Below are 19,816 nucleotides of genomic sequence, written 5' to 3' on the forward strand. Positions count from 1 at the left end.
CTTACCTCCTAGAACAAAGCATTCTCCGAATTGACGCGTTTGACGATCGAGTTGACGACCAGGACGAGCACTAATCCGACTAGAGATTGGTACAGCCCCGCCGCCGCCGACATGCCGATGTCGTTAAGCTGCATCAGCGCCCGGTAAACGTACGTGTCGATCGTCTGGGTCGTGCTGTACAACGCTCCTGCGTTGAGCGGAACCTGGTAGAAGAGACCGAAGTCGGAGTTGAAGATGCGTCCGATCGACATAAGTCCAAGCACGATGACCGTTGGCTTAAGGAGCGGCAGCGTAATGGTCCGGATCTGTCTTAGCTTTCCGGCTCCGTCGATCTTGGCCGCTTCGTAGATACTCTTGTCGATTCCGGCAATGGAAGAGAAGTACACGATAGAACCGTAACCGGCCGTCTTCCACATCTGAATGATGACGAGAAGATACGGCCAATATTTCGCTTCCGAATACCAATTGATTTCGGGAAGTCCGAGCGGCTTTAGGATCGAGTTGTTAACGAAACCGCTGTCCGAGTTCAGGAAGGCGAATACAAGCATGGACAGCACGACCATCGAGATAAGGCTCGGCAGCACGAGGCCGGATAGATAAAGCTTCGCATACAGCTTCTTAAGCAGCTCCGACATCAGAATGGCAATGAAGATCGAGCAGATCGTTCCGATCACGATAAAGGCAAGATTATAGAGCAACGTATTCCTCGTCATGATCCAGGCATCCGTCGTCTTGAATAGGAATTGGAAGTTGTCGAATCCGAGCCAGTCGCTTCCGAAGATGCCTTTGGCGTAATTGATGTCCTTGAACGCGATAAACACGCCGAACATGGGAATATAGCTGTTGATCAGAAAATAGAGCAAGCCCGGAGCGGCTAGCATCAGGAGCGGCCCTGTTTTCCGAAGAGCGTTCGATGTTCCGTTAGCGTTTCTCATTCCATAACCTCCTTCATTAAGGAAAATGGAACCTTTATCAGGCCCCATTCCCCTTAATGCCCTTCCGTATTAATTGCCCTGAGAGGCGATCCATTGATCGAGCTGATCCTGCTTGCTCTTGATGACATCCGCGGCGCCCGCATCGTTAAGCGCTTTGACGAACTTCGGAATCGTCGTTTCCGGGTCGAGAGAGCCGGTAACAAGGCCGGGCAAGTACTGATTGACGACATTGTTCACGGCGCTGATCTGCGTCTTCACCTTGCTCTGGTCGAAAATGAAGCCGAAGTAAGGCGAACGCTCCGTCTCCTTGTTCTCCTTAAGCTTCAACTCGACGTCGGACCAGTTGACGCCTTCGAACTGGTATTGAAGAGATTCGGAACCGACGATGCCCGTGCTGAACATCGCGGTATAAGCGACGGTGTTGGCGTCCTTCCCTTCCGGGAACTTGACGTGATGCTCGTCGACCTTCACGTAATCCTCGCCTTCGATTCCGTACAGAAGCGTGTTGATCAGGTCTACGTCCGTGTAGAGCAGGTTCAGGAACTTGACGGCGGCAGCCGGAGCCTTGGAAGTGCTGGATACCATCCAACTGACGCCGTTGGCCGCAATCGTGTCGAAGTAGAAGGGCGCGATCCGCTTCGACTCGACATTCTTGCCTGATTGTGCGCTGATCGTCTTCCCGATCTCCATCCCGCTATAGCCTCCGAGGAAGGAAAACTCGCGTCCCGAGGAGAGCATCTCCATCGAGGTGATCGTCGTCGTCGCCGCATCCTTCTGCAGATAGCCTTTGCTGTACCAGTCTCTCATCATCTTCACGCCGTTCTTGAAGATGTCCGACTCGTAGAAGTTGACGACCTTGCCGTCGCCGCCGATCACGACGCCGACTCCGCTCGTATCGGTCAGGAAATCGATCTTGTTCGTTCCCTTCAACAAGTTGACCAGGTTCGTATCGCTCGGATTCACGTTGATCGGTCCGAACGGAACGACATCCGAATTCGATTTTTTGACCGCTTCGAAGATGGCCGAAAGGTCGTCCACCGTTTTGATGTTATCGGAACTAAGGCCCGCTGCCTTCAACATGTCCGCATTGTAGACGAAGCTCGTAGGCAAAGCCATTCCTTTGTTTACCGGGATTCCGTAAATATGGCCGTTGATCGTCGTCGCCTTCAGCAGATCAGGCCCGAAATCCTTCTCCAGAATCGCGGTCATCTCCTTGCCGTCCTTCGCGATCAGATCGTCCAGCGGGGCGACTTGATTCTTCGATACGTAATTGGAGAATTGGCCGAGCGTAGTGAAGATATCCATCTTCTCCCCGCTCTGGAGGGCCAGATTGACCTTCTGCGTATAGTCGGCCGGTCCGTATACGCGGAAATCGACTTTGACCCCGATCTTGTCGACCGTAATCGCATTGATCGCGTCGGTCACCTTGCTCAGGTCGTCCGGGATCCGGTTGAAGGACGGCATTGCGAAGACGATCTCCTCCACCTTGCCGCCCTCTTCGGACGAAGACGCCGAATCCGAATTGCTGCTGCATGCCGTCAATACCGACCCGCTGAGCGCCACCGACATCAGTAACGCGGCCATCCCTTTTTTTCTATTCATTTTCGATGCCTCCTATTGTTGTTATCGTTTTCAGTTTACCTGCTCGCCGGTTACCCCGGCTTTCAAAAAGACGGCATGTATTTTAGAAAACAAGCACTTCGCCATGTCGCTACGCATGCAAACTCAAAACTCCGCTCCCCAATCGGAGCGGAGTTCAATTATGGAATCGACTTGTGCTTGTTACGGTACGCGTTCGGGGTTTCCCCCGTCATCTTCTTAAAAACGGTGGAGAAATAAGACAGTGAATCGAAGCCGGTCTCCAGCGCGATCTCGCTAATGCTTGCCTTGCTCTCTAGAAGAAGCTGCTTGGCCGCATTTATCCGGCATTCATTGAGGTATTCCTTGATGGCGAGACCCGTCTCCGACTTAAACGCCTTGGCTACATAATCTGCCGTCAGATAGACATGGGCAGCAACGTCTTCCCGGCTCAGCTCCTGCTTGTAATTCTCATGAATGAACCGCTTGGCCTTTTCTACGACCCCTTCGGACTTCAAAGCTTCCCGTACGGAATCAATCGTCTTGTCGGTAATCGCCTGAGCCCACTTCATGAAGTCGAACACGCTGCTCTCGGCTTGCTGAGCCAGACGCACGATGGCTTCGTCGGCGAACAGCCGGTGAGCCTGGATATGGTTCCTCAAGAGCAGAGCATACACGACCTGAAGGAAATCTTCTCGAATCGAATGCAGGGTTGCCGGATCGAGCTTGTTCTGCTCGGCCAGTCTCTCAAGTTCCTTCTTAAGCTTGTTAACAATTTGAACCTTCTCTTTCTGAACGAAAAGAAGAGCGAAGCCGTCCATGTCCAAGGCATAGCTATCGGTCCTATCGTACAGAAACGGAGATCCCTGCAGATGTACTCTCCCTCTGAAGATGATATTGGAGGCATCCAACTGCTCCAATTGCGCTCTGGTCCGGGAGAGATCGGAGATGGCGACCGGCTCGCCGATGTAACAGGTCAAGGTGCAATTCAAATATTGTCTGCACAGCCCGATCAGCCGTTCCCCGATCTCCTTCAATGGCTCCTCGCCGCAGGTCCTTTCCATAATCATCGCATTGTAGAAGGTGGACTCTGTCTGATAAGGAATGACTCGATCATGATTGACTTGTTCAAAAAGCACCTCGGAGCCTAGATTGGATAAGGCGTACAGAAAGATGCTGCTATCCCACCGCCCCTCCACTTGAGATCTCGGAACTCCAGCGAGAAACAAAACGTATGGTCCGTCAACGGTTAACGACAGCTCTCTTTTGTAGATCTCGTTCAGAATAATATCCTGCCTAGGCGAGATCGCTTCCATAAGAACGTCCCTCCAGAAATTACGCTCCATCCATTCCTTGTTCTTGATCCAGGTCAATCCGTACTTGCTGTATTGGTCCAGAATTCGGCTCTGCTTCAGAGCTTCGACAGCACTGTGCAGAGCGGCCTCCAGCTTCAACTTATCGATCGGCTTGACGAGATAGGCGTCCGCTTTGTAGGAAATGGCCGTCGATGCGAACTCAAAGCTCTCATGACAGGTGAAGAAAATAAAGCCGCCATCGTACCCTCGTTCCCGGACCCACTTAATCATGTCGAGCCCCGAGCCGCGCGGCATCTCGATGTCGCAGATGATAATATCCGGTCGGTTCGCTTCGAACAGCCTTTTAGCCTCCTGGATGTTGGTCGCGGACATCGTCTCTTCAATTCCGTAATCATTCCAATTCAAGATGCGGAGCAGCGCCTCGACCGTAGGAATATCGTCATCAATCAACAAGCAACGCATTTCTATTCCTCCTATGTCATGCTCTCGCCGTTTATCGCGACCGGTATCCTCAGTTCCACCCGAGCACCGGAAGGTTCGCCGTTGGAAAGACTCATCAAATCGTCTCGTTTGTACAGGAGCTGGAGCGTTCGCCGGACGTTGGCGATTCCGATGTGAGCCCCAATCTCCGGCTCTTCGCCGGATGAGAAGCTTCCCAGCCATTCGGAGGAGAAGCCTCCCCCGTTATCCTCGATGACGATCTTGACATAGACAACCCCCTCTCTTGACTCCATGCTTGCGCGGATATAAATGGAGAGCATCTCTCCGTAGAACATAGCATGCTTGAAGATATTCTCGACGAACGTTTGAACCATGAATTGGGGCACGGGCATCTGGCCCGCTTCTTCTTGAATTTCGATCATATGGAAGATCTGGTCGGGATAACGGATTTCCTGCATGCGTATATAATTAACCGAATGCTTGATTTCTTCTTCGAGCGGTACGACGGTAAGCCGGACTTTGAACATGTAACGCAGATGCTCGGACAGGTGATGGATCAGACGGCGAATCTCTTCGTTCTTGTTCTGATAGGTCAGGCTGGTTACTGTCGAGATGGCATTCAGGAAGAAATGCGGGCGTATTTGCATCTGCAGATATTTAATCTCTGCTCGGCTTCGCTCGATCTGCTCCTCGTAGGATTGGATCTTCAGTTCCGTAATCTCTCTCACCATAGACTGCAAGGAGTGGAACAGCTTCGTAAATTCCATCGAATAATGCGCGCCTGCGGGTATTTGCAGCTCCAGTTGGCCTTTCTCTACCTCCTTGGCCGCTTTGACCAGCTGCAGAACCGGTTTCAATACATCCCTAGCAAGCCTGCGAAGGACAAGCGGCACGACCAATAACGATACTAGCGCCAGAAGGACGATCAGCCATTGGATCACCTTCAGTTTGGAGAACACGCTCTGCTTGGCGACGAGGTAAGTGATCTGGCCGAATTCTGCAATTGGCTCGGAGATCATGAGATACCGGCCGCGAAGTTCGTTCTGCAGCTCGTTCATGGACCCGATAGCTGCCAAGCTTGCTTGGTTCGAGGTTAGAAGGAGCCCCTCTTTATCGCTAAGCACGTATTGATTCCGATCGTTACCTCCCCGATTCACCAGATCAAGAAGCGAATCTGCGTTTACGAGAGTTCCAAAGCTAATGTCGGAGTACGTCATGTATTTAAACAAATAATGCACGCCATGAATGGAGAGAGTCGTCCACTCATCTACTTGTCCGTTCGGATCGGGAACCCACTCCTTCGTCCCGATAAAGTCGATCAGAGCCAGCTTTCCATTGGAATCGATGCGAGAACTGATCTGAACGAGCAGCGTTCCTTCGGGCAGCCGTATAAAGAGTCCGTCGCTTGCATCGTTGCCGGACATCTTCGCCGTAAGTGCCTTCTTGAGCTGCATTGCCGCGAAGTAGCGTCCGTTCTCGCTCAATTGTTCGTACTCGCTTGCCGCATCGGCATTGCTCTCGAAGATCTCGGTCAAATCCTTCGAGAAATTATTTAAGTAATTCCGAATATTAGCTTGATACAAAGAGAGCGTATTGTGTGCGCTGTCCAAGGTGTTCTTCCTAACGACCTCCAGCGAGTATACGTTGCTCAGGACGAGAATAGCGAACAGAATCGCCACGATGATGGTTAATTGCAAGGCAAACTTGAACACGATGCCATTCGTACGCATCCCGTGCTCTCCTTTCTCCCTAAATCCAGCAAGCCCCTGGCCTCGATCTTACGATCGAGAACCAGGGGCGTCCTTCATGCTAGTCCGGCATCGGAGATGCGGGAGGCTCTCCTAATGCCCACTTCAAACCGTCCGCGATCGCCTCGTTGCAGAAATCCCACGTGTGAGCTCCTGCGCTTTCGCGATAAGTATGCTCAACCTTATTTTCTTCGAGAAAGTCATGGAAGCGGCGATTCACATCCAATAGGAAGTCCTCGGTACCGCAAGCCATGTAGAGTCTAGGAAGCTCTTCGCCCGTCTCGATTAACCGCCGGACGATCGCTTCCGGATCCTTATCGCTGCCAAGCAGCTCCGTCAAATCCCCGAATACGCTGCGATAGTAGCCGTAATCGGCGATTTCATCTTTGAAGCCTGGCTCCTTATTAGCGATTTTATACGGGATAAGGGCCGAAGACAATCCGATTATATGACCGTATCGATCCGCATACTTATAGCCGTTCCGAATCGCTCCGTACCCGCCCATGGATACACCGGCTATGAACGTATCCTCCCGGGAAGAGGAGAGAGGGAATAGCATGCGGGTAAAGTCAATCAGATCTTTGCCAATATATTCCCCAAACATGGAGCCTTTATTCTCATCATCCACGTAGAAGTGGTTTTCGCCGGAAGGCATGAACACGGCGATCCGGTAGCGGTCCGACAATTCTCGAATTCGTGAGAAGTGGCTCCAGTCCGTATGGGTTCCGGAATATCCATGAAGGAGATACAAGGACTTTAACGGTTGAATCTCTGAATTTTTCTGGGGAGGCAAGAAGGGCGAATCCAGCGGAATGAGAGCGGTCAACGGGACTGCGCGTTTAAGGCTGTGCGAGAAAAAGTGCATGTTTATGGTTGCCATTTAAATCCTCCTCTATTATCTAAATTTCATAAGTGATCATTTGACCTTTCATTTCGGCATATCGAATAATCGAGCGGTAGTTGTTCAGATCGATATGGAGCTCGCAGGCGAGTTCTCCATTGCTCCAACGAAGGCGAACCTCGTCCTCGGCCGAATTCAGCACGCTGAACTCCCCGTCGAACGCTTCGTATTCGTTACGGAAGCGAATGAGTTGCATGAGCCTCCGTACGACCGGCTTCTCGAGGGCAAGCTCGACTTCTTCCACCGAGTAATTGTGCCGATTGATCTCGCGTCCTTCTCCGGTCCGCTCAACGCCATCAAAGTCATTCTCCCCAGCAAGCAAGCCTACGTAATAGACTTGCGGGATTCCCGGAACGAACAACTGAATCGCCCTTGCCGCCAGATAAGCGTCATCATCCTCGTTAAGCGCGCTGTAATAGGTGCAGCGTATCTGATGGACGTCGAAGCCATCTTCCCCTTTGTGTTCGTCCGACAGGATCAAGCTAAGGTTGGCTCCCCTGTTCAAGCATAAATCAACCAGCTTTCTCGCTTCGGAGGTATCGATCAGTTCGTCCATATCCGGCTTGACAGGGATTCCATCGTGGCAATCCAGCATCGTGAATTGCTTGTGCGGACGTGTCTTTAAGTAGCTGTTCAATTCTTTGTTGGACTTCCATGCGATTGCCTCCAACACGCGGTATGGAAGGATAAAATCATAAATCCAGAAACCTCGCTCGGCCAGCTTATACTGCGTCCCGTAATGCGCGTGCACTTCCGGAAGCAGCTCAATCCCCAGCGAGTCGGCAAGTTCTTTGATCTCGTCGAGAAAATCGTAAATGTCCGGCTCGACGAAGAAGCAGCTCGTTCCGAGCTTCTTGATCACGTAGCCGACGGCATCGAGACGAACGGTCTTCACGTTCTGCCGCTTGAAATTCTCGAAGAACGCTCTCAACAAGCGCTTTGTCAGCTCGGATCGAATATCCAGGTCGATCTGCTCCGAAGGATCCGTCTTGCCGAAGGTTGTCCACACCTGCGCTTCCTCTCCATTCTCGCCTATTCGGTAGGTCGAGTATGGCAGCGGACGCCTCAAGAACATCTTGTCGATGTCCTCCTGAACGGGAATGCCATTCTCCCATATTTTCTCAAGCGGAATGAACAGATCGGCATATTCGGAATCGCGCCCTTTGGCAAGGAAATCTTGGAAGTACGGCGACTGTCTGGAGAGGTGATTCACCATCAGGTCGACCAGCACGTCAAACTTCTCGCCAATCTCGCGAATGTCATCCCACGTTCCGAAGCTCGGCTCGATCTCAAGGTACGTAAGCGGAGCGAAGCCCCGGTCTCCCGAGGAGGGAAACGGCGGAAGAATATGCACCCCGCCGGCGAAGATATCGGCAAAATGCTTGTTCAGAAGCTCATTTAGCGTGCGAAGATCTCCTCCCAAGGAGTCCGGGTAAGTAATTAATTGAACTTTATTCTTAATGGGCACGCTCGACGCCTCCTATAAGCGATATTGAATCTTGATCTCTTCGAGTTTCGGCAGATCGACTACGGCACCCGTGTACTTCAGCTTATAGGCGCTAACGGCAAAACCGAGCCTTAGGGCTTCCTCCAACGGATAACCTTTGATCGCGGCCGCATAGAAACCAGACCAGAAGGCGTCGCCCGCCCCCGTCGTATCCACGATCTCGGAAGCCATTGTCGCGAATTCCTTCGTTTCCTTCCCGTTCGAGACGATTGCGCCGTCTTTGCCAAGCGTAAGGATGACCAGCTTAGCCCCTAGCTCCAAGAACTTCTCCAATTGATTAAACGGCGTATCTTTGCCGAACAATCGCTCCGCGTCGTCCTCCGAGGGCTTGACGAAATCCGCTTTGGACAGAATGGATTTCACATAAGAGACGCCATCCTCCCCCTTCTGCCAGATCATTCGATGGTAGTTGGGGTCGAAACCTATCTTAGCCCCGTGAGCCTTGGAGATATCGATCGCGCGTTCAATCGTTCGGCGGGACGGAGCTCTGGAGATCGGCCAGCAGGAGAAGTGCATCGCCTTCGAATTCAACAGCGCTCCTTCCAGCAACGGAGAATAAGAGAGTTGGTAATCGGCGCCCCGATAGAAGATCGGAACAGGGGTCGACCGGCTTCGATTCACGACAACCAGGCTCGTCGACTCATTCGCCCGTTGGACGAAGTGCGTGCTCATTCCATCCCGGTTCAGCCATTCCACTAGGAAATCCCCGAATCCGTCATCCCCTACGCAGGCTGCAATCTGGGAACGAATGCCCAACTTCCTGGCGTTGATCGCAATATTGGAAGGCGAGCCGCCCGGATATTTCGTATACCCATTCGACAGGAAGGATTCGTCGTATTCATTCGATATCATGTCGACGAGCAACTCTCCAATCGTCATCAGATCGTTAGGCTTCTCTTCGAAATAGAGCCTTTCTAGAAAATCCATCTTAGTCCTTCCCCCGGTTCTACATACATTTGCGCTGTTCCTATGCCATCAGTTTAGCTACGCTATTCATAAATAGCTTTTAATAATCCGTTATGTTTTTTCAAAAAAACGGCTTCATGATTTAAGGGTTTGAGAGATTAATCTTGTTGCACTTGCCTAAAAGGCAATAAAAAAGAACAGACGAATGAATTCGCTGTTCTAATCTAATATTCACATGAGCGCGTCCTCACAGAACGCCCGCGTACTCCAGGCCTTTCTTGACGCCGCCATCGTCCACGTTAGCCGTCACATAGTCTGCGTACGGCAGAAGCTCCTCGTGCGAGTTGCCCATCGCGATGCCGAGGCCGACGAGCTGCAGCATCTCCTTGTCGTTCAGCCCGTCGCCGAACGCGATCGCTTCCTCCGGCTTGATGCCGAGCTGGTCGAGCAGCGACTGGATGCCCGCCGCCTTCGAGCCGTCGTTCGGCAGCACGTCCATCGCCTTCGCATGCCAGCGTACGAAGCGCAGCTCCGGCAGCTCTTGCGGATACAGATGCTCCTCGCCGCTCTCGCAGTGCAGGAACACCTGATAAATGCCTTCCTTCTTCCAGAAGTCCGCATCCGCGCCCGGATGCTCGACCTTCAGCGAAGCGATGGCTTCATAGACGGAAGGATGCTCGGGAGACGTCGAGAAGTACGCGTCCTTGCCTTCGAACACGAGCTCATGCTTGTTCTTCTTAGCCAGCGCGACCAGCTTCTCCAGGACCTCCGGCGGGATCAGCTGCTGGTGCATCTCCCGTCCTTTATATTTCACGTATGCGCCATTAAGGCTAACGTAGGATTCGATGCCGATCTGCTCCGCCAGATTGCGGAAGAAGTACGGCGCTCTCCCTGTTGCGATAACGGGCTCGATCCCCTTCTCCTTCAAGCGCCGAATCGCTTCGATGGCATCCGCGGGAATCTGCTTCTCTTCGTCCACCAACGTCCCGTCAATATCGAAAAAAGCGATTTTATAAGACAATTTTTCCTCTCCCCTATCTCTATTTTCGCCGATTATAGCACTGTTCTTCCCCCATTGTAAGACGAATTGCCAGATTTATCACTGCAACATATTTGGAATCCGGCGCGTTTGTAGTGTCTGAAACGTTTCAATCCACGAACATTCAAAGGAGAACTCACCATGAATCGAACGCTCAGAAAACCTTTCGCCTTGCCCCTTATGCTCATCGTCCTCGCCATGGGATTGCTGCTGACCGCTTGCGGCGGCAACAATAACGGCAACAATAGCGCAGCCGGCGCCGACCCCGGCAAAACCGCCAAAGAGATGGTCGACGCCATGGTCCAGCAAGTCGAGCAGCCCGCCCAGATGGAATTGACCGCGGACGACGTCTCCAAGATGTATCACCTTGATCCGTCCCTGCTCGAAGACTACTCGATCCGCATGCCTCTCATGAACGTGAAGACGAACGAAGTCGCCGTTCTGAAGGTGAAGGATTCGAAGGATATCGCAGCTGTCGAGGATGCCGTTAAGCAGCGTGCGGCGGACGTGCAGAAATCGTTCGAGTCGTACCTGCCCGACCAATACGAGAACGCGAAGAACTACAAGCTCGAGACCAAGGGCAACTACGTCCTCTTCGTCATCTCCGAGCCCGAGAACGTTGACCAGCTGATCGCCGCCTTCGAATCCCAGTTCTCCGCCAAGTAACCCGCAATGGTTTTTAGCAGCCTGCTGTTCCTGTTCGTCTTCCTGCCCGCCGTCCTTCTTCTGTACTTCGCTTCTCCCCGCCGCTTGAAGAACCTGGTTCTGTTCCTGACGAGCCTCGTCTTCTACGCCTGGGGAGAACCCGTCTACATCGCCATCATGCTGCTGTCGACCGTTACGGATTACGGCTTCGGCCTGCTGCTCGACAACCCGAAGCGGCCCCGGCTAACCCGCAAGTGGATCGTCGCCTCCTCGGTCGTCGTCAACCTCTCGCTGCTGTCTTTTTTCAAATACGCGGACTTCCTGATCGGCAACGTCAATTCCCTGCTTGGGACCGACATTCCGCCGACTGACCTGCCGCTTCCGATCGGCATCTCGTTCTATACGTTCCAATCGATGTCCTACATCGTGGACGTGTACCGGGGCACCGCCCGAGCGCAGCGCAATTGGATCGACTTCGGCGCGTTCGTCGCGCTGTTCCCGCAATTGGTCGCCGGTCCGATCGTGCAGTATGGATCTGTCGCCGAGCAGCTTAAGGACCGCAAGGTGACGGTGGAACTGTTCGCGGAGGGCGTTAGGAGATTCACGGTCGGCTTAGCCAAGAAAGTGCTGCTGGCGAACAACATCGGGCTGCTGTGGGACGGCATCTCCGGCTCGAGCCTGGACACGCTGCCCGCGCTCACCGCATGGCTTGGGATCGTCGCTTTCGCGTTCCAGATCTACTTCGACTTCAGCGGCTATTCCGACATGGCGATCGGGCTCGGGCATATGTTCGGCTTCCGGTTTAACGAGAACTTCAACAAGCCTTATGGCGCGCAGAGCATCACCGACTTCTGGCGCCGCTGGCACATCTCTCTAGGAACCTGGTTCCGCGACTACGTGTACATTCCGCTTGGCGGGAATCGCCGCGGGCTGAAGCGCCAGCTCCTCAACATCCTGATCGTGTGGCTGCTGACCGGCTTCTGGCACGGGGCGAGCTGGAACTTCGTTCTATGGGGACTGTACTTCGGAATCGTGCTGATGCTGGAGAAAATGTGGCTGCTGAGTTGGCTGAGGAACGTTCCCGGAACGGTTCGGCATCTGTATGCGTTGGCGGCTATCTTGATCGGATGGGTTTTCTTCGCGTTTGATCGGATGCCAGAGATGGGGACGTTCTTCCGCGCGCTGTTCGGCATGAACGGCCATGGGCTGTGGAATGACGAGACGCTGTATCTCGCCTATACGAACGCGATCCTGCTCGCCGTGCTGGCCGTCGCTTCCGTTCCGATCGCGGGACGGATCGCAGGCTCGGGACTTGCGCGGCTGTGGAGGCGCAGCGGAGCCATGCAGCTGGTCTGGCACGGCGTCCTGTTCCTGCTGTCCATCGCTTACCTGGTCGACGCGACGTTCAATCCGTTCCTGTATTTCCGATTCTAAGAGGAGGCATCCGTCGTATGAGCGCTAGAACGAACCGGCTCTATGTCATCGGCTTCGTCGCCCTCCTGTTCGGCATGTCCGTCCTGCTTCTCCTCCTTCCGAAGAAGAGCTTCTCGGAGACGGAGAATCGGTTATTGCAGGGATTGCCTGAGCTAAGCTGGGAGGCCATCAAAGACAAGGAGTTCTCTAAGGACGCCGAGAGCTATGTCACCGATCATTTTCCTTGGCGGGACAAGTGGGTGGCGTTGAAGTCGGAGGCGGAGCAGCTTCGGCTGCAGCAGGAGAACAACGGCATCTACAAGGACAAGGACGGCTACCTGTTCGAGAAGTTCGAGGAGCCCGCTTGGGAGAAGGTCGCCTCGTATGCGGAAGCGGTGCGTAAGTTTGCCGAGTCGCATTCGGATGCGAAGATATCCTTCCTGCTCGCCCCCACCTCCGTCGGCTTGTATCCGGAACGGCTGCCATGGCTGGCTTCTTCGTATTCGGAGGAGAAGGTCAACGACTTCATCGGCTCGATCGTATCGGAATCGGGAACGGACTCGGGGACGGGATCGAGAAGCGTCTCGTTCTTAAACGGCTTCGACTTCCTTAAGCCCGCGGCCGGCGAGGATCTCTATTATCGAACCGACCACCATTGGACGACGCGCGGCGCTTATCTTGCGTATGCCGCCTTCGCCCGCAGCATGGGCTGGAGCGTTAAGCCGGAATCGGACTTCGACATCCGTACCGTAACCGACTCCTTCCTGGGAAGCTTCCATACCAAGAGCCAGTTCAGCGGCGCGAAGCCGGATACGATTGAGCAGTATGTTCCGAAGAAGCCGGCCGCGAGCGAGATGACCGTCGCGGACGACGGCACGAAGATGGAAGGGCTGTACGCTGAATCCTATCTGAGCAAGAAGGACAAGTATTCTTACTTCCTCGGGGGCGTTCACGCGCTGTCGGAGATTCGGACCGAGCTGGCGCCGGAAGACGTCTCCCTGGACAAGCTGCTCGTCGTCAAGGACTCGTACGCCCACAGCGTCCTGCCTTTCCTCGCGCTGCACGTTCCGGACATCCATGTCATCGACATCCGTTACTACAATGGAAGCATCGCCGACTACATGGCCGAGAACGACATCGAGAACGTGCTGCTGCTGTTTAACACGGCGACCTTCGTCAGCACTCCGGAGCTGCTGAAGCTGAATAACTAAAAAAGGCTGACTCCTGTTCCCAGATTCGCTGGTGCCAGAAGTCAGCCTTTTCTTTTGTCTTCGCGCCGTTAGCGGCGGAACAGCCCATGCCCTTCCAGCTGAACGACCGGATCGGAATCGAGTACGAGCCCGTCTGATCTTCCGTTCAGCGCAACGTCGACGAGCCACCACGTGAATGGGGCTACGTTCATGGCCTTCATCTCTTCGAGGCTGAAGAATCCTGCCGCATCCACCTCGACTCCGTCCGGCACCGGTTCGCCTCCGGCGTACTCCATCGAGAAAGCGACATAGAGATTATGAATGCCGCGCGGAAGATCCCGAATCGCAACCACGTTGCGTACGTCCGCTTCCACTCCGCACTCCTCCAGAACCTCCCGGCGCACCGTCTCATGCAGCTGTTCCAGTTGCTCCGCATACCCTCCGGGATTCGTCCATCTTCCTTTTCCCGGTTCTTGGGCGCGGCGCACGAGCAGCACCTTGCCCTCTCTGATCACAATCGCCCCGACGCCGATGCTGTAGTTGCCCCAGTGAACGAAGCTGCAGGCCGGACAAGCCCTTCGCGGCGTGCCGCCGATGTCGCGGGTCTCGAGCTCATGACCGCAAGACATGCAGAATTTGACTTCCATGGTGTTCCCCTCCCCCTGTTGCCCAGGCTTCCAATCGCTTAACCGATTATACTCCCGAACCTCTCGCATGCCTAGATAATTAGAACCCACAAGTAAACCGCCACGCGGCTCAATCATTGACGAATCGTGCTGGCGCTCCCTGTCGAAGATAGTTTGTTTACCCGCCAAACTTTCTTTAGACGAGAGATAATTAGGTTGCATTTTCCAGTTGTTAACGATAGAATATGGTGAAAAATCAAGCGGAAAGAGGTGGGAGTATGGAGAGAAGAAGGCACCGAGCGGCGGCGTTCCCAACTTCATATTCCCATTCTTCGGAACACTAAAGCATTCGTTGCTTTAGTGTTTTTTTATTTGACGGAGGTGGCGCTAGATGGCGAGGTACAACAGAGTTCTCATCAAGCTGAGCGGGGGAGCGGTCGCGGGCGAAAGCGAGTTCGGCTTCGGACCGGAGAGATTGGATCATATCGCGAACGAGATCATGTCCGTCGTCGACCTCGGCGTGCAGGTGTCTCTTGTGATCGGCGGCGGCAATATTTTTCGAGGCAGCATGGCGGAGAGTTGGGGAATCGAGAGGGCGGAGGCCGACAACATCGGAACGCTCGCCACGGTCATCAACAGCTTGATGCTGCGGGGAGTGCTCAAAGCCAAGACTTCCAAAGAAGTCCGCGTGATGACCGCCATCCCGATTACATCCGTCGCGGAGCCTTATATCAGGCTGAGGGCCGTACACAATCTGGAGAAGGGCTACATCGTTATTTTCGCAGGGGGGAACGGCCAGCCTTATGTCACCACCGATTACCCTTCCGTCCAGCGGGCGATCGAAGTGAATTGCGACGCCCTGCTCGTCGCGAAACAAGGAGTAGACGGAGTGCTGGAGGCCGATCCCAAGATCGACAAGTCGGCAAGGAAGTTCCGCTCCCTCCACTATAACGACGTCTTGAAGCATAACCTCAAGGTCATGGACCAGTCGGCCTTTATCTTGGCGAGAGATTACCACCTTCCGATGCATGTGTTCAACTTCGACAAGCCGGGCTCGATGAAGGAGATTTGCATGGGGGAAAACAACGGGACGATCATTAGCGGACAGTCGGTATTGGAGTTGGAGTAAGGACGCGCGGAACGAGGAGCTTCCGGCGGCGGGGGTATATTGGATATCCTCGCTTCCGGGAACCGGGTCTAGTCTAGTTATTGTACAAAGTTCAACAACTCCGCTCTCCAGTAACCAGTTCGAGCCGAGTTATTGTACAAAGTTCAATAACTCCGCTCCCCAGTAACCAGTTCGGACCGAGTTATTGTACAAAGTTCAATAACTCCGCTCTCTAGTAACCGTTTCAGGCCGAGTTATTGTACAAAGTTCAATAACTCCGCTCTCCAGTAACCAGTTCGGGCCGAGTTATTGTACAAAGTTCAATAATTCCGCTCCCCAGTAACCAGTTCAGCCCGAGTTATTGTTCAAAGTTCAATATCGACATGCTCGGGAGACCAGCGGCGAAGAGAGAAGGGATCCCGCTCCAATTCGCCGCCTTACCGCCTTACCGCCTTACCGCCCCCCGCTCCCGCTCAATCCGCCGTCTTTTCCCGATTAACCGCGTCGACCGTGATTGCTATTTTTCGCTAATCATTTGTTTTCATAGGATTACCAACATGGATAACAAGAGCTATACTTAGAACAGCTAAATTATTTTACATAGAATAGGAAAGATGCTGTCATGGACAACCTATTTCGAAAATCCATATTCATGCTAGTTTTAGCTTTAGTCTTCCAAATGGCGCCGGGGACCAACTTTACGCCAAGATCCTTCGCGGCACAAGGCCCTGTTCTGAACGCGACTTTAGGGTCGTCTTCATTCGTAGCCGGAGATAACACGACATCGTCTCCGGTTACTATCGACCCCGGTCTGACGGTAACCGATCCGGACAGTGCAACGTTGGCTTCTGCAACGGTAGCCATCTCAGGCAACTTTCAGAGCGGCGAAGATGCGCTTTTATTCGTAAATGACGGTTCTACTATGGGCAATATATCGGCCGTATATGTTGTGTCCACAGGCGAGATGACGCTGACTTCCGCAGGCGCATCCGCCTCCCTAGCGCAATGGCAAAGCGCCCTGCGGTCGATTGCTTATACCAATTCCGCCATAACGCCGAATACGGCAACGCGCGTAATCAGCTTTACCGTAAGAGACGGGGCGGATACTATCAGCAACGCGGCGACGAGAACCGTTACCGTGACCGCCACGGATCAGACGCCAATCGTGATGACGGCTGGCGGGACAACCTCTTATAAACCCAACACGACAGCGGTCGCCATTGATTCCGGCGTGACGGTATCCGATCGCGACAACTCCACGCTGGCCAGCGCCTTCGTCTCCATTGGGTCCGGTTTCCAGCCAGGGGATACGCTTGATTTTAATCCTAGTTCGACCTATGGCAACATTGCTGCAAGCTATAATACAACTACTGGCGTCTTGACGCTGGTTTCTCCAGGCGCGATGGCTACCTTGACCCAATGGGCAGATGCCTTGCGCTCGGTTACGTTCTCGACATCGAGTGTCACGACAGGGAACCGCACGATTGGCTTCGCCGTAAGTGACGGCGTGAAGACCAGCAGTATTGCTACAAGAACTGTAGTAGTAACTGGATTGCCCGTATTGACCGGAAGCAACGGGTCGGCTTCTTTCGTGGCTGGAGATAACACGCCCTCGACTCCGGTCGTGATCGACCCCGGTCTTACGGTAACCGTACCAAGCAGCACTCCCCTTGCAACCTCATCAGTGGCCATTATTGGCAACCTTCACAGCGGCGAAGATGTGCTGGCTTTTGTGAACAACGATGCGGCCGCTTACGGAGATATCTCAGCTAGTTACAATGGTTCCACCGGCACATTGACGCTGACTTCGGCAGGTTCATCGGCCACCCCGGAACAATGGCAAAGCGCCCTGCGATCGATTGTTTATACCAATACCGCCATAACGCCGAATACGGCAACGCGCACGATCGGCTTTACTGTAAAAGACGGTGCGGGTACTTACAGCAACACGTCGACGAGAACCGTTACCGTGACCGCGACGGATCAGACGCCAATCGTGATGACGACAGGCGGGACAATCTCTTACAAACCCAATGGAACAGCGGTAGCCATTGATCCCGGAGTGACGGTTGCCGATCTTGACAACTCTACGCTGGCCAGCGCCTTCGTCTCCATTGGGTCCGGTTTCCAGCCAGGGGATACGCTTGATTTTAATCCTAGTTCGACCTATGGCAACATTGCTGCAAGCTATAATACAACTACTGGCGTCTTGACGCTGGTTTCTCCAGGCGCGACGGCCACCTTGACCCAATGGGCAGATGCCTTGCGCTCGGTTACGTTCTCGACAGGGAGTGTCACGACAGGAGGGAACCGCTCGATTGGCTTCGCCGTAAACGACGGCGCGAAGACCAGCAGTATTGCTGCGAGAACAGTAGCGGTAACTGGATCTCCGATCTTGACCGGAAGCAGCGGGTCGGCTTCTTTCGTGGCTGGAGATAACACGCCCTCGACTCCGGTCGTGATCGACCCCGGTCTTACGGTAACCGTACCAAGCAGCACTCCCCTTGCAACCGCAAGAGCGGCCGTCACAGGCAACCTTCACGTCGGCGAAGATGTGCTGGCTTTTGTGAACAACGATGCGGCCGCTTACGGAAATATCTCTTCTAGTTACCTTAGCGCCACTGGCGAATTAACGCTGACTTCCGCAGGCGCATCGGCTACCCCGGCGCAATGGCAGAACGTCCTAAGATCGATCGTTTATACCAATACGGCCATAACGCCGAATACGGCAACGCGCACGATCAGCTTCAGCGTCAAAGACGATGAGGGAACTGTCAGCAACACGACGACGAGAACCGTTACCGTGGCCGCTACGGATCAGACGCCTGTCGTGTCGGCCAGCAGCGGTTCGACTGCCTATGCCGCCGGCGCGCCGGCTGTCGCCATCGACCCGGGTATTACGATATCCGACCGGGACAGCGCAACGCTGGCTAGCGCGACGGTATCCATTATCGGCGGCTTCCTCCCCGGAGATACGCTGTCTTTCCCCGACGCAGGCCCTATCCGAGGCGCTTATGATAATGCCAATGGCGTATTATCGCTAGCTGCTTCGGGAGGAGCCAGCCTGGCTCAGTGGCAAAGCGCCTTAAGATCGGTAACCTTTTCCTCACCGAGAGGCGCGACAGGAGACCGTACGATTAGCTTTGCCGTAAGCGACGGCACGAAGACGAGCAGCCGTTCGACGAAGAACGTGGCGGTAACAGGGAGTCCAAGCGGCGGAAGCCCCGAGCCAACGCCTATTAAGCCGGTGATCAACCAGAACGGCTCTGCGCTAGATCCCGATACCATCGACACTTCTAAGCCGTCCGTCTCGCTGGAAGTGACACCTGCCGGTGGAACGGCTTTCGTTGATATACCGTCTAGCATTCTACTCGATCTTGGGAATCGAAACGCTAACTTCCTTTTGGAGATTAATGCTCCATACGGCGCCTATCGAGTACCGGTCAATCTGGCGTCACTCATTCCGGGGTTAAAGGATTTGCTTGCGAAGAACAATGTCAAAGCGGAGGATATCAGCTTTAAGATCACCCTGACCGATAAGTCCGACGACAAAGAGATAAAGACGGCATTGCGAGACGAATTGTCTACGGGCAAGGCGATGGGAGCGATTGTGGATTACAGCATTACGATTATGAATACGAAGACAGGGCAATCCATCGGAGAGGCGGATCAATTCAGTAAAGCTCTCACAAGGGTAATTCCAATGCCGAAGAACATGGAGAGCATGCCGGAGCGATGGGGCGCATTCCGCTATAACGAAACGAGCAAGAAGTTCGAATTTGTTGCCGCCAAGAAAGAGCAAATAGAAGGCGTCTGGTACGTCATGATCCCGTCTTATTCGAACAGCGTCTACCTTGTGGCGGACAATAGAATCGATTACTCCGACGTTCAGAAGCATTGGGGCAAACCGTTTATCGAGCTTGCTGCCGCGAAAGGACTTGTTCAAGGCGTTGGCGGCGGCAAGTTCGCGCCGAACCAAGCCGTGACGAGGGCGGAATTTACAGCCATGCTCGTTAGAGCGCTTGGAAGCCGTAGAACGGCTAGCGATGACATGCCGATCTATACCGACGTAAAGTCCGGCTCCTGGTATTATGGCGCCGTAGCGGAGGCCAAGAGGATTGGCTTGCTCGACTTTGCCGGCGATACAAGCTTCCGCCCGGATCAACCGCTGACGCGCGATGAGATGGCAAGCATGCTCGCCGCCGTTATTGACCGGGAGAATCCGTCGTTCGACCGGGAACTAGTCAGCTTGGAAGGTTACAAGGATGTCGGAAGTATCGACACTGCATATCTAGAGGATATTCGATCGGTGGTTGCTCTTCGAATCATGACAGGCGCAGGGGATGGAACGTTCAACCCGAAGGGCGAATCGACGCGGGCACAAGCGGCGGCCGTGTTGATCAGAACGCTGCAAGCGCTCGGTATGATAGACTGACTTCTATGAAGAATTAACTTAATAACGT

The 19,816-nt window shown here is 53.8% G+C and carries 14 protein-coding genes; 5 read left to right on the plus strand and 9 right to left on the minus strand.

Annotated features, from left to right (window positions below; translation table 11 throughout):
- Positions 1-8 precede the first annotated feature (8 nt).
- The 8 genes from ELR57_RS21085 to ELR57_RS21120 all read right to left on the minus strand — a co-directional run bounded on the left by ELR57_RS21085 (position 9) and on the right by ELR57_RS21120 (position 10,353).
- Positions 9-935 carry an ABC transporter permease gene (locus tag ELR57_RS21085; RefSeq protein WP_126961075.1) on the minus strand — a complete coding sequence of 309 codons (927 nt, stop codon included), beginning with the start codon at positions 933-935 and terminating at the stop codon, positions 9-11.
- Between the two features lie 69 nt (positions 936-1,004).
- Positions 1,005-2,537 carry an ABC transporter substrate-binding protein gene (locus ELR57_RS21090; protein ID WP_126961076.1) on the minus strand — a complete coding sequence of 511 codons (1,533 nt, stop codon included), beginning with the start codon at positions 2,535-2,537 and terminating at the stop codon, positions 1,005-1,007.
- A 158-nt stretch (positions 2,538-2,695) separates the two neighbouring features.
- On the minus strand, positions 2,696-4,291 hold the full coding sequence (locus tag ELR57_RS21095; protein WP_126961077.1) for a helix-turn-helix domain-containing protein: 1,596 nt from the start codon (positions 4,289-4,291) through the stop codon (positions 2,696-2,698).
- 11 nt (positions 4,292-4,302) lie between these two features.
- Positions 4,303-6,000, minus strand: coding sequence for a sensor histidine kinase (locus tag ELR57_RS21100; protein WP_126961078.1), 1,698 nt, complete (start codon positions 5,998-6,000; stop codon positions 4,303-4,305).
- A 79-nt stretch (positions 6,001-6,079) separates the two neighbouring features.
- Positions 6,080-6,898 carry an alpha/beta hydrolase gene (locus ELR57_RS21105; protein WP_126961079.1) on the minus strand — a complete coding sequence of 273 codons (819 nt, stop codon included), beginning with the start codon at positions 6,896-6,898 and terminating at the stop codon, positions 6,080-6,082.
- 19 nt (positions 6,899-6,917) lie between these two features.
- Positions 6,918-8,387 (minus strand): sucrose phosphorylase, encoded by a 1,470-nt coding sequence (gtfA, locus tag ELR57_RS21110; RefSeq protein ID WP_126961080.1) that lies wholly within the window; start codon positions 8,385-8,387, stop codon positions 6,918-6,920.
- A gap of 12 nt (positions 8,388-8,399) precedes the next feature.
- Positions 8,400-9,353, minus strand: a complete 954-nt coding sequence (locus tag ELR57_RS21115) for a carbohydrate kinase family protein (RefSeq protein WP_126961081.1) — start codon at positions 9,351-9,353, stop codon at positions 8,400-8,402.
- A 226-nt stretch (positions 9,354-9,579) separates the two neighbouring features.
- On the minus strand, positions 9,580-10,353 hold the full coding sequence (locus tag ELR57_RS21120) for a Cof-type HAD-IIB family hydrolase (protein WP_126961082.1): 774 nt from the start codon (positions 10,351-10,353) through the stop codon (positions 9,580-9,582).
- Positions 10,354-10,512: 159 nt separating this feature from the next.
- On the opposite strand from ELR57_RS21120, the gene ELR57_RS21125 reads away from it, so the two are divergent.
- From ELR57_RS21125 to ELR57_RS21135, 3 genes are read left to right on the plus strand one after another with little or no spacing between them, the layout of a single operon-like run.
- Entirely contained in the window at positions 10,513-11,037 is a 525-nt protein-coding gene (locus tag ELR57_RS21125) for a DUF4358 domain-containing protein (protein ID WP_126961083.1), read from the plus strand.
- 6 nt (positions 11,038-11,043) lie between these two features.
- A complete protein-coding gene (locus ELR57_RS21130) occupies positions 11,044-12,450 on the plus strand; it encodes an MBOAT family O-acyltransferase (RefSeq protein ID WP_126961084.1) in 1,407 nt (468 codons plus the stop codon).
- 17 nt (positions 12,451-12,467) lie between these two features.
- The gene (locus ELR57_RS21135; RefSeq protein WP_126961085.1) at positions 12,468-13,640 is read left to right on the plus strand and encodes a DHHW family protein; all 1,173 of its coding nucleotides are present in this window, start codon (positions 12,468-12,470) and stop codon (positions 13,638-13,640) included.
- A 68-nt stretch (positions 13,641-13,708) separates the two neighbouring features.
- Here the strand turns inward: ELR57_RS21135 and ELR57_RS21140 are convergent, their stop codons facing one another.
- Positions 13,709-14,266: an NUDIX hydrolase gene (locus tag ELR57_RS21140; RefSeq protein ID WP_126961086.1), complete on the minus strand. Its 558-nt coding sequence runs from the start codon at positions 14,264-14,266 to the stop codon at positions 13,709-13,711.
- A gap of 370 nt (positions 14,267-14,636) precedes the next feature.
- Between ELR57_RS21140 and pyrH the strand changes: the two genes are divergently transcribed.
- Complete coding sequence (gene pyrH, locus ELR57_RS21145) at positions 14,637-15,374, plus strand: UMP kinase (protein WP_126961087.1); 738 nt, start codon at positions 14,637-14,639, stop codon at positions 15,372-15,374.
- A 901-nt stretch (positions 15,375-16,275) separates the two neighbouring features.
- Positions 16,276-19,788, plus strand: coding sequence for an S-layer homology domain-containing protein (locus tag ELR57_RS21150; protein ID WP_158630116.1), 3,513 nt, complete (start codon positions 16,276-16,278; stop codon positions 19,786-19,788).
- Positions 19,789-19,816: the final 28 nt, after the last annotated feature.

The sequence above is a fragment of the Cohnella sp. AR92 genome, from assembly GCF_003990975.1.
Lineage (GTDB): Bacteria > Bacillota > Bacilli > Paenibacillales > Paenibacillaceae > Cohnella.